Annotated in this window: 14 protein-coding genes; 11 read left to right on the top strand and 3 right to left on the bottom strand. The window is 71.5% G+C overall.

Annotated elements, in window-relative coordinates:
• Nucleotides 1-12: 12 nt before the first annotated feature.
• The 3 genes from EIW28_RS18345 to EIW28_RS18335 form a co-directional block, all read right to left on the bottom strand.
• Entirely contained in the window at nucleotides 13-873 is an 861-nt protein-coding gene (locus EIW28_RS18345) for an ABC transporter permease (RefSeq protein WP_125249173.1), read from the bottom strand.
• Between the two features lie 33 nt (nucleotides 874-906).
• A complete protein-coding gene (locus tag EIW28_RS18340; protein ID WP_125249172.1) occupies nucleotides 907-1,863 on the bottom strand; it encodes an ATP-binding cassette domain-containing protein in 957 nt (318 codons plus the stop codon).
• 160 nt (nucleotides 1,864-2,023) lie between these two features.
• Nucleotides 2,024-4,402, bottom strand: a complete 2,379-nt coding sequence (locus EIW28_RS18335) for an HAD-IC family P-type ATPase (protein ID WP_197717365.1) — start codon at nucleotides 4,400-4,402, stop codon at nucleotides 2,024-2,026.
• Between the two features lie 155 nt (nucleotides 4,403-4,557).
• Between EIW28_RS18335 and proS the strand changes: the two genes are divergently transcribed.
• The 11 genes from proS to EIW28_RS18280 all read left to right on the top strand — a co-directional run bounded on the left by proS (nucleotide 4,558) and on the right by EIW28_RS18280 (nucleotide 13,228).
• Entirely contained in the window at nucleotides 4,558-5,964 is a 1,407-nt protein-coding gene (gene proS / locus EIW28_RS18330; protein WP_125249171.1) for a proline--tRNA ligase, read from the top strand.
• A gap of 161 nt (nucleotides 5,965-6,125) precedes the next feature.
• Complete coding sequence (gene rpsP, locus EIW28_RS18325; protein ID WP_125249170.1) at nucleotides 6,126-6,626, top strand: 30S ribosomal protein S16; 501 nt, start codon at nucleotides 6,126-6,128, stop codon at nucleotides 6,624-6,626.
• 3 nt (nucleotides 6,627-6,629) lie between these two features.
• Entirely contained in the window at nucleotides 6,630-6,860 is a 231-nt protein-coding gene (locus EIW28_RS18320) for an RNA-binding protein (protein WP_026922808.1), read from the top strand.
• 61 nt (nucleotides 6,861-6,921) lie between these two features.
• The gene (gene rimM, locus EIW28_RS18315) at nucleotides 6,922-7,419 is read left to right on the top strand and encodes a ribosome maturation factor RimM (protein WP_125249169.1); all 498 of its coding nucleotides are present in this window, start codon (nucleotides 6,922-6,924) and stop codon (nucleotides 7,417-7,419) included.
• Nucleotides 7,419-8,189 carry a tRNA (guanosine(37)-N1)-methyltransferase TrmD gene (trmD, locus tag EIW28_RS18310; protein ID WP_125249168.1) on the top strand — a complete coding sequence of 257 codons (771 nt, stop codon included), beginning with the start codon at nucleotides 7,419-7,421 and terminating at the stop codon, nucleotides 8,187-8,189. Before rimM ends, trmD begins: the two co-directional genes overlap by 1 nt.
• Before the next feature lie 88 nt (nucleotides 8,190-8,277).
• Complete coding sequence (rplS, locus tag EIW28_RS18305; protein ID WP_125249167.1) at nucleotides 8,278-8,628, top strand: 50S ribosomal protein L19; 351 nt, start codon at nucleotides 8,278-8,280, stop codon at nucleotides 8,626-8,628.
• A gap of 98 nt (nucleotides 8,629-8,726) precedes the next feature.
• Nucleotides 8,727-9,881, top strand: a complete 1,155-nt coding sequence (gene lepB, locus EIW28_RS18300) for a signal peptidase I (RefSeq protein WP_125249166.1) — start codon at nucleotides 8,727-8,729, stop codon at nucleotides 9,879-9,881.
• On the top strand, nucleotides 9,878-10,576 hold the full coding sequence (lepB, locus tag EIW28_RS18295) for a signal peptidase I (RefSeq protein WP_232014042.1): 699 nt from the start codon (nucleotides 9,878-9,880) through the stop codon (nucleotides 10,574-10,576). The genes lepB (EIW28_RS18300) and lepB (EIW28_RS18295) overlap by 4 nt, the downstream gene beginning before the upstream one ends.
• 26 nt (nucleotides 10,577-10,602) lie before the next feature.
• Entirely contained in the window at nucleotides 10,603-11,229 is a 627-nt protein-coding gene (locus EIW28_RS18290; protein WP_125249165.1) for a ribonuclease HII, read from the top strand.
• 144 nt (nucleotides 11,230-11,373) lie between these two features.
• Nucleotides 11,374-11,676, top strand: a complete 303-nt coding sequence (locus EIW28_RS18285; protein ID WP_091040324.1) for a DUF2469 domain-containing protein — start codon at nucleotides 11,374-11,376, stop codon at nucleotides 11,674-11,676.
• Nucleotides 11,677-11,749: 73 nt separating this feature from the next.
• Complete coding sequence (locus tag EIW28_RS18280) at nucleotides 11,750-13,228, top strand: sensor histidine kinase (protein WP_125249164.1); 1,479 nt, start codon at nucleotides 11,750-11,752, stop codon at nucleotides 13,226-13,228.
• Nucleotides 13,229-13,298 lie beyond the last annotated feature (70 nt).

The raw sequence follows: 13,298 nt of genomic DNA, 5'->3' as shown, positions 1-13,298 counted from the left end.
TGCATCAAGTTCTCACTTGCGGTTGTAGGCCCGGAGCGTCAGGAACCCGAACACCGCCGTGAACCCGGCCGACCAGATGAGCGTCGTCAGGATCGCCGTCGACGGGGAGGTCCCGTCGAACAGGCCCCGCACGCCGTCCACCAGCTGGCTGATCGGGGTGTTCTCCACGACCGGCTGGAGCCAGCCGGGCATCGTCGCCGGGTCGACCATGATGTTCGACAGGAACGTCAGCGGGAACATGATCGACATCGAGATCGACATGACCGTCTTCTCCGACCGCGTCACCAGGCCCAGCCAGGTCCACACCCACGAGAATGCGAAGCAGAACACCAGGAGCAGCCCCACGCCCAGCAGCACGCCGACCGCGCCGCCCGCGGGCCGGTAGCCCATGACCATGCCCGTGCCGAACATGATCGCCCCGGCCGCCGCGTACCGGAACATGTCCGCCAGCAGGTACCCGACCATCGGTGCGGCCCGCCAGATCGGCAGCGTTCGGAACCGGTCCGACACGCCCTTGTTGATGTCGATGTTCACCGACATGCCGGTGTAGATCGTCGTCATCACGATGCTCATCACCATGATCCCCGGCAGCAGGAACTGGAGGTAGTCCCCGGTGCCGCCGGCGATCGCGCCGCCGAACAGGTAGGTGAACATGAGCAGCATGAGGATCGGGAACACCAGGATGTCGCCCAGCTGCTCCGGCACGTGCTTGATCTTCAGCATCGACCGCCACGCGAACGCCCGCGCCGACGCGAACGCGCTCGGCGCCGCCGGCCGCTCGCCCTGGGCCAGGAGCCGCCGCAGCCGCTCCTTCTCCACCGGCGCCGCCGCCGCCTCGTTCTCGGACTTCGTCTTGGTCTCGGTGACCGCCATGATCGCTTTCCTTCTCCCTCAGTACGTTTCGAATCAGGCTTCGACGCGGTTCGTCAGCGCCAGGAACACCTCGTCGAGGCTCGGCTGGCCGAGCGAGAAGTCGTCGACGAGCACGCCGGCCTTCGCCAGCTCACCGAGGGCGTGCGCCCCCTGCATCGCGTTGTCCTGCCCGGGCAGCAGCAGCGCCGTCAGCGCCACCGGGTCGTCGTCCAGCTCGACCTCCGCGCGGAGCGCCTCGGCGAGGATCCGCCGCGCGTGCTCGCGCTGGTCGGCGTGGTGCAGCCGCAGCTTGATCGAGCCGGCGCCCACCGAGGACTTCAGCTGCCCCGGCGTGCCCTCGGCGATGACCTTCCCGGTGTCGATGACCGCGATGCGGCTCGCCAGCTGGTCGGCCTCCTCCAGGTACTGGGTCGTCAGCAGCACCGTGGTGCCCTCGCCGACGATCGTCCGCACGACCTCCCACACCTGGTTGCGGCTGCGCGGGTCCAGGCCCGTCGTCGGCTCGTCCAGGAACAGCAGCTTCGGCGTGATGATGATCGACGCGGCGATGTCGAGCCGCCGCCGCATCCCGCCCGAGTACGACTTCACCTGCTTGCCGCCCGCCGACGAGAGCCCGAACGCCTCCAGCAGGTCCGCGGCCCGCGACCGGGCCGCCGGCTTCGCGAACCCGTACAGCCGCGACAGCAGCACCAGGTTCTCCAGGCCCGTCAGGTCCTCGTCCAGCGACGCGTACTGGCCCGTCAGGCTCACCTGCGTGCGCACCGACGCCGCGTCCTCCACGATGTCCCGGCCGAACACCTCGGCCCGGCCCGCGTCCGGACGCAGCAGGGTGGCCAGCATCCGCACCGTCGTGGTCTTCCCCGCCCCGTTCGGCCCGAGCACCCCGTACACGGTCCCCGCGGGGACCTCCAGGTCCACGCCGTCCACGGCCTTGACGTCCTTGAAGTGCTTGACGAGCCCCTCGGCCCGGATCGCGGTCTCGCGAGTCATGATCAGCTCCCTGAGTGAAACAACTGCCTTCACTCCAGAGGCGCTACACGCCCGCCAGAACCCGCCCCGCACGCCGCGGGCCCCGCTACATCCCGTGTAGCGGGGCCCCGGATCGCCGTCCAGCGGCTCAGTCGTTCAGCAGCTTCAGTCGTTCAGCAGCTCAATCGCGCAGGTGCTTCGGCCGCACCACCAGCCAGAACAGCAGCGCCCCCACGCCCGAGCCGATCGCGATCGCCGCCGCCGTGGTGTTCCACGCCCCCGGCAGCGACAGCTCGTAGAACCGCGCGAGCGGCGGCACCGCCAGCACCAGGACGAACGCGCCCGCGCACACCCCGACCAGCAGGCCCTTCCACCACACGTACGGCTTCGCCACGATCGCCAGCGCCACCAGCGCCAGGCTGAACAGCGTGATCGCCGCCGTCGTCTGCGGCAGCTCCGAGTCGTACCCGTCGTGCGCCAGCGCCGCCAGGTACACCGCGAACGTCGGCACCGCGCAGCAGATCCCCGCCGGGATCGCGAACTTGAGGACCCGCTTGACGAACCCGGGCCGGGCCCGGTCGAACGTCGGCGCCAGCGCCAGGAAGAACGCCGGGATGCCGATCGTGAACGCGTTGATGAGCGACTGGTGGATCGGCAGGAACGGGTACGGCAGCGGCTCGTTCCCCGCGAGGAACGCGACCGACGCGCCCACCGCGATGAACAGCGCCAGCGCGATCGCGTACACGGTCTTGGTGAGGAACAGGTTCGAGACGCGCCCGATGTTCCCGAGCACGCGCCGGCCCTCGGCGACCACGTGCGGCAGGGTCGCGAACTCGTCGTCCAGGAGCACGACCTGCGCGACCGACCGCGCCGCCGCCGAACCGGAGCCCATCGCGATCCCGAGGTCGGCGTCCTTGAGCGCGAGCACGTCGTTGACGCCGTCGCCGGTCATCGCCACGGTGTGCCCGCGCGACTGGAGCGCCCGCACGAACATCTGCTTCTGGTGCGGCTTGACCCGCCCGAAGATCGTGGCCCGCTCCAGCAGGTCCGCGAGCTCCTCCGGGTCCTCGGGGAGGCGGCGCGCGTCCACGGTGTCCGCGGCGCCCTCGACGCCGAGCTGCGCGGCGACCGCGCCGACGGCCGCGGGCGAGTCCCCGGAGATGATCTTGACGGCGACGCCCTGCTCCTTGAAGTAGGCGAGGGTCGCGGCCGCGGTCGAGCGCAGGCGCTGGCGCAGGACGACCAGCGCCTGGGCCTTGACGCCGGTGACGCCGCCGGTGGTCGAGGCGGTCTCGGCGGTGACGAGCGCGAGGACCCGCAGGCCCTGCGCGGCGAGGACGTCGGCTTCGAGGGCGACGGGGTCGCCGTGGTCGAGGAGCACGTCGGGGGCGCCGAGGAGCCAGGTGCCGTGGTCGGTGAAGCGGGTGCCGGACCACTTGCGCGCGGAGGAGAACGGCATGACGTCGATGACGCGCCAGCGCGGGTCGGCGACCTCCTGCGTGCGGAGGTGGGCGGCGACGGCCTGCATGGTCGGGTTGGGGCTGTCGTCGGCGGCCGCGAGCGCGGCGAGCGCTTCGAGGGCCGCGGCGTCGTCGGCGCCGCCGATCGGGCGGATCTCGTCGACGTCCATGCCGCCCTCGGTGAGCGTCCCGGTCTTGTCGAGGCACAGCACGTCGGTGCGGGCCAGGCCCTCGATCGCGGGGAGCTCCTGCACGAGGCACTTGCGGGCGCCGAGGCGGACGACGCCGACGGCGAACGCGACGGAGGTGAGGAGCACCAGGCCCTCGGGGATCATCGGCACGATCCCGGCGACGGTGGAGACGATGATCTCCCGCCAGTTCTGCGCGTCCGCGGCCTGGCTGATGACGAGCAGGATCGCGATCGGCACGATGAGCCAGTTGATGAGCTTGATGAAGCGGTTGATGCCCTCGCGCAGCTCGGAGCGCGCCAGCGTGAACTTGCTGGCCTCCTCGACGAGCTTGGCGGCGTAGGAGTCCGCGCCGATGTGCTCGGCCCGGAACAGGCCGGTGCCGGCGACGGCGAAGGAGCCGGAGCGCACCTCGTCCCCGGGGGTCTTCGCGACCGGGTCGGCCTCGCCGGTCAGAAGGGACTCGTCGATCTCCAGGTTCCGCGACTCGACGACCGGCCCGTCGACGACGACGCGGTCGCCGGGCTCGACGAACACGAGGTCGTCCTTGACGATCCGGTTCGGCGCGACCTCGTGGACCTCGCCGTCGCGCAGGACCTTCGCGTTCGCCTGGTTCATCAGGGACAGCTTGTCGAGGGTGCGCTTGGCGCGCAGCTCCTGGATCGTGCCGATGAGGATGTTCGCGATGATGACGCCCGCGAACAGGCCCTGCTTCCAGCCGCCGAACGTCACCGCGATCACGGCGAGGACGCCGATGACGCCGTTCAGGGGCGTGAACAGGTTGGCGCGCAGGATCGCGGAGAACGGGCGGCTCGTGTGGCGCTTCGCCTCGTTGACGGCTCCGGCCTCGACGCGCTCGGCCACCTCGGCGGCAGTCAGGCCGCGGTCGCCTGCCAGCATGGGTGTGGTCACGTCGACAGCTTATGCGACGTTCGCCTTTTCGTATCACCGCCGAACGACCGAGACGTCGGTTTCGCGGCTCGGCCGTCCGGCCGAGGGCGGCCGGGGCCGCGGGCCGCCTCATCCGATTGCGGCCCGGCCCGGCCGGGCCCGTAGAATCCCTGATTATGGCCAATGTACTCACACCGCAGGGCGAGGACTTCCCTCGCTGGTACCAGGACGTCATCGCCAAGGCCCAGCTGGCCGAGAACGGGCCGGCGCGCGGCTCGCAGGTGATCCGACCGTCCGGGTTCGCCCTGTGGGAGCGCATGACGGCCGAGATGGACGCCCGCATCAAGGAGACCGGCACCGAGAACGCCTCGTTCCCGCTGCTGATCCCCGAGTCCTACTTCACCCGGGAGGCCGACCACGTCGAGGGCTTCGCCCCCGAGCTGTGGATGGTCACGCACGGCGGCGGCAAGGAGCTCGAGGAGAAGCTCGCGATCCGCCCCACCTCCGAGACCGTCATCGGCGAGTACATGGCGAAGTGGGTCAACTCGTACCGCGACCTGCCCCTGCTGCTCAACCAGTGGTGCAACGTCATGCGCTACGAGCTGCGCACCCGCCTGTTCCTGCGCTCCTCGGAGTTCCTGTGGCAGGAGGGGCACACCGTCCACGAGTCCTACGAGGACGCCCACGCCTTCACGCTGCGGATCCTCCACGAGGTCTACGCCGACTTCATGGAGAACGTGCTCGCGCTGCCGGTGCTGCGCGGCATCAAGACCGAGGCCGAGCGCTTCGCCGGGGCCCTGAACACGTTCGCGGTCGAGGCGCTCATGCGCGACGGCAAGGCCCTCCAGATGGGCACCTCCCACGAGCTGGGCCAGAACTTCGCCAAGGCGTTCGACATCCAGTTCCAGGGCAAGGACGGCAGGCAGGCGCACGGCTGGACCACCTCCTGGGGCACCTCGACCCGCATGATCGGCGGCCTCATCATGGGCCACGGCGACGACGCCGGCCTGCGCGTCCCGCCGAACCTCGCGCCCGTCCAGGTCTGCGTCATGGTCGTCAAGGACACCGACGAGGTCCAGACCGCCGCCCGCAAGGTCGCCGACGAGCTCAAGGGCGACGGCCTGCGCGTCAAGCTCGACCACCGCGGCGACGTGGCCTTCGGCCGCCGCGCCGTGGACGCCGAGCTCAAGGGCTACCCGGTGCGCATCGAGGTCGGCCCCCGCGACCTGAAGAACGGCGAGGCCACCGTCGTCTCCCGCGTCGCCGGCACCAAGGAGACCGTCCCGCTCGGGATGCTCGCCGAGGCCGTCGCCGCCGCCCTCCAGGGCGCGCAGGAGCAGCTGTGGAACGAGGCCCTGGAGTTCCGGGAGTCGCGGACCGCGGACGCGTCCACCGTCGAGGAGGCCGTCGAGGCCGCGCAGTCCGGCTACGCCCGTCTGCCCTGGGACGCCTGCGGCGTCGAGGGGGAGCGGAAGGCCGCCGAGTCCGCGGTCACGGTCCGCGTCCTCCAGCGCGAGGACGGCACTGTCCCCGACTCGCTGGATGAACCCGGTCTCATCGCCTACCTGGCCCGGTCGTACTGATATGCCCGTGCGCTAGACTCGGTCGCTGTACATGAGCTTTGGGACGGGTGCCCTCTCAACAACCGTGACGCAAAGCCAGGTTTCAGCGCGAACGCAATCCGGAGTGATTCCCCTGGAGTGCGTGCGTGCTGCGTGATCCTTATTACAGGAGTAACAAGAACGTGGCAGTTAAGATTCGCCTCACGCGAATGGGGAAGATCCGCACTCCCCAGTACCGCATCGTCATCGCCGACTCCCGGGTCAAGCGCGACGGCAAGGTCATTGAGAACATCGGGATCTACCACCCGAAGGAGAACCCGTCCCGGATCGAGGTCGACTCCGACCGCGTCCAGCACTGGCTCTCCGTCGGCGCCCAGCCGACCGACCAGGTCAAGGCCATCCTCCGCAAGACCGGCGACTGGCAGCGCTTCAAGGGCCTGCCCGAGCCGGGACCGCTGAAGGTCGCCGAGCCGAAGGCCGAGAAGGAGGCCCTCTACGTGGCCGCCCTCAAGGAGTCCGGCATCGACCCGTCGAAGGCGTACGTCTCGGAGGAGGCCGTCAAGGCCGCCGACACGAAGCCCGCGGCGAAGTCGAAGAAGTCCGCCGAGAAGGCCGACGAATCCGCTAAGACTGAAGAGGTCGAGGCGGAGGCCGCCGAGGCGTCCGACGAAAAAGGGGAGTAGACCGTGCTGCGACCAGCGCTTGAACACCTTGTGAAAGGCATCGTCGATCACCCTGACGATGTCCGTGTCCGTCTGGTCGACTCGCGCCGCGGCAAGCGCCTGGAAGTCCGGGTCAACCCGGACGACCTGGGCACGGTGATCGGCCGCGGCGGCCGCACCGTGAACGCGCTGCGGCAGGTCATCGGCTCGATCGGCGGCCGCGGCATCCGCGTCGAGGTCGTCGATTCCTACTGAGTCATCGCGTACAGCCCCGGGGGTCAACCCCGGGGCTGTCGTGCTGCAAGGAGAGGTACGCATGGCAGAGGTCGTGGTCGGCCGGATCGTGCGCCCGCACGGGCTGCGCGGCGAGCTGGTCGTCGAGGTCCGCACCGACGACCCCGAGGCCCGGTTCCAGCCCGGCGTCGTCTACGCCACGAAGAACGGCCCGCTCAAGGCCGTCACCGTGCGCTGGCACCAGGGCCGGCCCATGATCGGCTTCGAAGGCGTGCCCGGCCGCACCGAGGCGGAGGCGCTGCGCGGCGTGCTGCTCTCGGTGGACGTCGACGAGGACGACCTCGGCGAGGACGAGTTCCGCGACGACGACCTGGTGGGCCTCGCGGTCGTGGAGGCCGACGGGAACGAGATCGGGCCCGTCGCACGCGTCGAGCACGGCGCCGGCCACGAGACCCTCGTCGTCAAGCGCCGCGGCACCCACCCGGCGCGCATCCCATTCGTCGCCGAGATGGTCACCGAGATCGACTTCGAGGCCGGGACCATCACCGTCGACCTGCCCCCGGGCCTGCTGGAGCTGTAGTGAAGATCGACGTCGTCACCGTCTTCCCCGAGTACCTCGCCCCGCTCGACCTCTCGCTCATCGGCCGCGCCCGGCAGCGCGGCCTGCTCGACCTGCACGTCCACGACCTGCGCCGCTGGACCCACGACGTGCACCACTCGGTCGACGGCGCGCCCGCGGGCGGCGGGGCCGGGATGGTCATGAAGCCGCAGCCGTGGGGCGAGTGCCTCGACGAGCTCGTCCCGGGCGAGGAGCGGCCCCGCCTGCTCGTCACCAGCCCCGCCGGGCGGCCGTTCACGCAGGCGATGGCGCACGAGCTGGCGGCCGAGCCGTGGCTCATGTTCGCCTGCGGCCGGTACGAGGGCATCGACCAGCGGGTGGTCGACTACGCCGCCGAGCGGATGGAGGTCACCGAGGTCTCCATCGGCGACTACGTGCTCTTCGGCGGCGAGGTCGCGGTCCTCGCGATCGTCGAGGCCGTGGCCCGGCTGGTGCCCGGCGTCCTCGGCAACGCCGCCTCCCTGGACGACGAGTCCCACAACGCCGGCCTCCTGGAGGCCCCGGCGTACACGCGGCCCGCCGAGTGGCGCGGCCACGAGATCCCGCCGGTCCTCCTTTCGGGCGACCACGGCAGGGTCGACCGCTGGCGGCGTGAGCAGGCACTCCTTCGCACCGCGGCGGCCCGCCCGGATTTGCTGGAACGGCTCGACCCGGGTAGCCTCGACAAACGTGACCGGCTCCTCCTCGAAGGGGCCGGGCTCGCCGTGCCCGGGCAGGGTGTGGCAGAGTAAGACGGTTCCCCGTGACGTGCCGTTCGTTCAAGCGGTACCTCTCCCGGATCGGAACCCGTGAACTTTTCATCAACGAGGGTTGAGACCAATGAACATTCTGGATGAGCTGAACGCCGCCTCCATGCGCGCCGACGTGCCGGACTTCCGTCCCGGCGACACCGTCAAGGTGAACGTCCGTATTCAGGAAGGCAACCGGTCCCGCGTCCAGGTGTTCCAGGGCGTCGTCATCCGCCGCCACGGCGGCGGTCTGGGCGAGACCTTCACGGTCCGCAAGATCAGCTACGGCATCGGCGTCGAGCGCACCTTCCCGGTGCACGGCCCCATGGTCGACTCGATCGAGATCGCCATGCGAGGCAAGGTCCGCCGCGCCAAGCTGTACTACCTGCGCGACCGCAAGGGCAAGGCCGCCACCAAGATCAAGGAGCGCCGCGAGGACTAGTCCTCCCGCTCGGCGGCACCGCGCCGCAGCCGTTCGAAGAACCCCGGGCCCGCGCCCGGGGTTCTTCGCTGCGCCCCGGCTTCCGCTACCCTCACCTCATGAGTCCCGGTTCCTCCGACGGGGCGCAGGGACCCCGCCGCATCGACTGGAGCCGACTCCCCGGCGGGCCCGGAGCCCCCGTGCCGCCCCCCGGCGCCCCGCAGCGCCCCGCGCGCCTGCCCGACGGGCCGCGCGCGGGCGGCCCCGGCTCCGGCGGCCCAGTCGCCGGCAGCCCAGTCGCGGGCCGGCCCCCCGCCGGCGCCCGCGCCCCGCGCGTCCCCCCGCCGGGCCCCGAGCGTCCCGAGGCCGCCCCCGAGCCCGCGCCCGCCGCCGCCGACGGCGCGGCCCGCAAGGAGGCCGAGAGCCGCCTCTCGCAGCCGCACAAGCGCCAGTACCTGTCGCTGTGGATCGAGCTGCCGCTGCTCCTGGTCGTCGCGTTCTCGGCCGCGGTCCTGCTGCGCACGTTCGCGGTGCAGCCCTTCTACATCCCGTCCGGCTCGATGGAGCAGACCCTCCAGGAGGGCGACAAGGTCCTGGTCCTCAAGCTCACCACGACGCTGCGCACGCCGCAGCGCGGCGAGGTCGTCGTCTTCCGCGGCACCGACTCCTGGGACCCCGAGTACCGGCCCGCGGGCGGCTCCGACTCGGTCGTGTCCGACGTCACCACCGCCGTCCTCGACCTCATCGGCCTGGCCGAGCCCGACGAGAAGGACTTCATCAAGCGCGTCATCGCGGTCGGCGGCGACACCGTCATGTGCTGCGACGCCGACGGGAACGTGGTCGTCAACGGCGTCTCGCTCGACGAGGGGGAGTACGTCTACGACGACGCGCCGCTCGAACCCGAGCCCGGCACCTGCCACTCCCGCCGCTTCGACCAGGTCACCGTCCCCGAGGGCGAGGTGTGGGTGATGGGGGACCACCGCGGCAACTCGAAGGACTCCCGCTGCCAGGGGCCCGTCCCGGTCGAGAACATCATCGGGCGCGCCATCGCGCTCGTGTGGCCCACCGACCGCGCCACCGAGCTCGAGATCCCGGCGGCCTTCGACGTCCTCGACGGCACCACCGGAACCGAAGGGGGCCAGTCGGCCTCGGGCGCCGTCGGCGACGGCGCGCCGGCCGCGTGGGGCACGGCCTGGGACGCACCGCCTTCCTTGCCCGCCACCGCGACCACCGCCCCTGCCCCCGGAGCGCGAGCGCGTAGACTCGCACCGTGATCGAAGAAGGGCAGGCGCCCGGCGCCGACGGCGAGGGCGCCGAGGAGACCTCCGACAAGCAGCAGGCCAAGAAGAAGGGGTCGTTCTGGAAGGAGCTCCCCATCCTCCTGGGCGTCGCCATCCTGGTGGCGATCGTGGTGCGGACCTGGGTCGTCCAGACCTACTACATCCCCTCCGGCTCGATGGAGAACACCCTCCAGATCAACGACCGGGTGCTCGTCAACAAGCTCGTCTACGACTTCTCCGAGCCCGAGCGCGGCGAGATCATCGTCTTCACCGCGCCCGAGTCCTGGCGGTCGGTCATGGAGGAGGACGAGTTCATCAAGCGGGTCATCGCGGTCGGCGGCGACCACGTCGTCTGCTGCGACGAGCATGGCCGCATCACCGTCAACGGCGTGCCGCTCGACGAGGACGACTACCTGTACACGAACCCGCTCACCGGCGAGCAGGACAAGCCCTCCCAGGACCCGTTCGACGTGGTCGTCCCGGAGGGCCGCCTGTGGGTCATGGGCGACCACCGCTCGGCCTCGGGCGACTCGCGCGAGCGCTTCGTGCGCACCGGCGGGAACGTCGAGGCCTCCACGATCGAGGTCGACGCCGTGATCGGCAAGGCGTTCGTCCTGTTCTGGCCCTTCGCGGACTTCAACTGGTTCTCCATCCCGGAGACCTTCGACGACGTGCCGGAGCCCTCCTGACCGTGATCCGCCCGACCCCTTCCCGCATGCGGCGCGACGGCGACCTGTACGCGCTGGAGGCGGCGCTCGTCCGGCGGGGCCTGGGCCCGGTCGCGGGCGCCGACGAGGCCGGGCGCGGCGCGTGCGCGGGGCCGCTCGTGGTCGCGGCGGTGATCCTGCCGCCGAGCGCGCGGCTCGAGGAGCTGAACGACTCCAAGCTCCTCACCGAGGCCGCCCGCGAGCGGGTCTTCGAGCGGCTGCGCCGCTCCCGCGCGCTCATCAGCGTCGTCAGCTACGGGCCGCGGGAGATCGACCGGCGCGGCGTCTCGGTGTGCAACCTGGAGGGGATGCGCGTGGCCGTCGCGCGCCTGCCCGAGCGGCCCGGGTACGCGCTCACCGACGGGTTCGCGGTCCCGGGCCTGCCCGGGAGCCTCGGGGTCGTCAAGGGCGACCGCACGGCCGCGTGCGTCGCCGCGGCCGGCGTGGTCGCGAAGGTCACGCGCGACCGGATCATGGGCGAGCTCGACGGGCGCCACCCCGAGTACGGATTCGCCGTCCACAAGGGATACAGCACGCCGGGGCACGAGGCGGCCCTGCGCCGCTGGGGCCCCAGCGAGCAGCACCGGCTCTCGTACGCGAACGTGGCCGCGTGCGCCGCGCCGGCGCCCGCGTGAACCGGGTTCGCGGCGCCCGCCCGCGGGGCACCCCCGGTGCCCGGGCCGGGGCCGGACCCCGGCTCCGCAAGCGTTCGCAGTGAGCCGCATCCGCGGCGGGGCATGCGCGCACTATCGTGGAACCGTCGCACAGAAGGAGGAGCGTTGAGCGCCGAGGACCTCGAGAAGTACGAGACCGACATGGAGCTGCAGCTGTACCGGGAGTACCGGGACATCGTCCGGCAGTTCACCTACGTCGTCGAGACGGAGCGGCGGTTCTACCTGGCCAACGCGGTCGAAGTCCACGTGCGCGGCGCCGACGCCGAGACCTACTTCGAGGTCGAGATGAGCGACGCGTGGGTCTGGGACATGTACCGGCCCGCCCGCTTCGTCAAGCACGTGCGCGTCCTCACCTTCAAGGACGTCAACGTCGAGGAGCTCGACAAGCCCGACATGACGCTGCCGTAGCCGCGGCGCGCCGCCGGGAGCGGCGGGAGCGAGCACGGAGTGGTCCGCCCGACCCGCCAGTACCATTGGCCCGGTGTCCACACTCCGTGATGTGATCAGCGCGCACACCGACCTGACGTCGAACTCCGCGGCCCACCTCCAGCGGCTCGTCGCCGAATGGCAGCTCCTCGCCGACCTCTCCTTCGCCGACTTCCTGCTCTGGGGCGCCGTCAAGGACCACCCGGGCCGGTACGTGTGCCTCGCCCAGGTCCGGCCCACCACCGGCCCCACCGCCTACGAGGAGGACCAGGTCGGCCGCATCCTCGAAGGCGAGGACGCGCGCCACCTCGACGTCGCCTACACGGAGGGCCGCATCTTCCGCGAGGGCGACCCGGTCTGGCGCGGCGACGTCGCCGCCCGGCACGAGGCCATCCCCGTCCGCCGCCGCGACCGCAGCCAGGTCATCGCCGTCGCCGCCCGCGACACCAACCTCTCGGACACCCGCAGCCCCTCCCACCTGGAGCTCAACTACCTCAAGACCGCCGACTACCTGGTGCAGATGCTCACCGACGGCGGCTTCCCGCCCCCGCTCCTGCCCGGCGAGCCGACCACCGCGCCGCGCATCGGCGACGGCCTCGTCCGCATCGGCGCCGACGGCCTCGTCCGCTACGCCTCCCCGAACGCCCTCTCCGCGTACCGCCGCATGGGCGTCACCGGCCACCTGCGCGACCGCGACCTGGCCGAGCTCACCCGCAGCCTCCCCTCCAGCGCCGACGTCGGCGCCGACGCCGCGCGCCGCATCGCCGACGCGCTCGCCGGCGGCACCCCGCGCCGCAAGGAGATCGAGGCCAAGGGCGCCACGGTCCTCATGCGCGCCCTCCCGCTGCGCCCCGGCGGGAAGGCCGCGGGCGCGCTCGTCCTGGTCCGCGACATCACCGAGGTCCGCCGCCTCGACCGCGAGCTGGTGACCAAGGACGCCACGATCCGCGAGATCCACCACCGCGTCAAGAACAACCTCCAGACCGTGGCCGCGCTGCTGCGCCTCCAGGCCCGCCGGGTCGGCTCCCCGCAGGCGCGGCTCTCCCTCGAGGAGTCGGTGCGCCGCGTCGCCTCGATCGCGCTCGTGCACGAGACGCTCTCGCAGTCCTCCGACGAGTCGGTCGGCTTCGACCAGATCGTCGACCGCGTCGCGTCGATGGCCGTCGAGGTCTCGGTCGCCGAGTCGAAGGTCACGCTCCGGCGCGAGGGCACCTTCGGGGTCCTCCCCAGCGAGTACGCCACCCCGCTCGTCATGGTCGTCAACGAGCTCATCCAGAACGCCGTCGAGCACGCCTACCCGCCCGGCCAGGAGGGCGAGGTCGTCATCGGCGTCGAGCGCGACGGCGACCGCTTCCGCGTCACCGTCTCCGACCACGGCAAGGGCCTGCCCGAGGGCTTCCGCATCGCCGACTCGACCCGCCTGGGCCTCCAGATCGTCCACACGCTCGTCACCGGCGAGCTCCGCGGCACCATCGACATGCGCCCCCGCGCCGCGGGCGGCACCGAGGCCGTCGTCGACTTCGCCCTGGCCTAGGGCCCGTCCCAGCGGCTGGAACGGCCGGACCGCGCCGCCCCGCCGCCGCGCGCCGAGGTCCGACCGCCCG

It is taken from the genome of Glycomyces terrestris (genome assembly GCF_003933745.1).
Classification (GTDB): domain Bacteria; phylum Actinomycetota; class Actinomycetes; order Mycobacteriales; family Micromonosporaceae; genus Glycomyces; species Glycomyces terrestris.
This window is presented reverse-complemented; position numbering and strand designations above follow the sequence as displayed.

Excerpts from the sequence above, each read along its gene's own strand:
- EIW28_RS18345 (WP_125249173.1), bottom strand. The coding sequence starts at position 873 with ATGGCGGTCACCGAGACCAAGACGAAGTCCGAGAACGAGGCGGCGGCG.
- EIW28_RS18340 (WP_125249172.1), bottom strand. The coding sequence starts at position 1,863 with ATGACTCGCGAGACCGCGATCCGGGCCGAGGGGCTCGTCAAGCACTTC.
- proS (WP_125249171.1), top strand. The coding sequence starts at position 4,558 with ATGGCCAATGTACTCACACCGCAGGGCGAGGACTTCCCTCGCTGGTAC.
- rimM (WP_125249169.1), top strand. The coding sequence starts at position 6,922 with ATGGCAGAGGTCGTGGTCGGCCGGATCGTGCGCCCGCACGGGCTGCGC.
- rplS (WP_125249167.1), top strand. The coding sequence starts at position 8,278 with ATGAACATTCTGGATGAGCTGAACGCCGCCTCCATGCGCGCCGACGTG.
- lepB (WP_125249166.1), top strand. The coding sequence starts at position 8,727 with ATGAGTCCCGGTTCCTCCGACGGGGCGCAGGGACCCCGCCGCATCGAC.
- EIW28_RS18290 (WP_125249165.1), top strand. The coding sequence starts at position 10,603 with ATGCGGCGCGACGGCGACCTGTACGCGCTGGAGGCGGCGCTCGTCCGG.